Genomic DNA, 464 nt, shown 5'->3' on the forward strand with positions numbered 1-464 from the left:
CTGCAGGGCTGAACACATGAACCATGCCGACTGGACCAAGGTCCCTACGCTGGCGGGCACCCATGCGCGGCTGGAGCCGCTGCAGATGGGGCATATCGATGGCCTGCGCGGCGCGCTTGGCGATGGCGCGTTGTCCAGGCTCTGGTACACCCAGGTGCCCGATGCGAAGACCATGGCCGGCTACGTGCAGGCAGCGCTGCAGGCGCAGGCCGAAGGCAGGGTGCTGCCGTTCGTGGTGTTCGATGCCAACGACCAGATTGTCGGCACCACCCGCTACTACGATCTGCAAGCGGACGTGCCGCGCCTGAGTATCGGTTACACCTGGTATGGCGAGTCTGCGCAACGCACCGGGGTCAACACCGAGACCAAGCTGATGCTGCTCAGCCACGCGTTCGAGCGGTTGCAGTGCCTGAGCGTCGTGTTCGAGACCAGCTGGTTCAACTTCACTTCGCGCACCGCCATCG

Annotated in this window: 1 protein-coding gene; it reads left to right on the forward strand. The window is 64.7% G+C overall.

Annotation, left to right across the window (positions count from 1 at the left end; all coding sequences use genetic code 11):
- Positions 1–16: 16 nt before the first annotated feature.
- The coding region (locus RhoFasB10_RS25785; protein WP_167679339.1) for a GNAT family N-acetyltransferase at positions 17–464 on the forward strand (448 nt) is incomplete at its 3' end.

Source organism: Rhodococcus sp. B10 (assembly GCF_011770055.1).
GTDB classification, from domain to species: domain Bacteria; phylum Actinomycetota; class Actinomycetes; order Mycobacteriales; family Mycobacteriaceae; genus Rhodococcoides; species Rhodococcoides kyotonensis_B.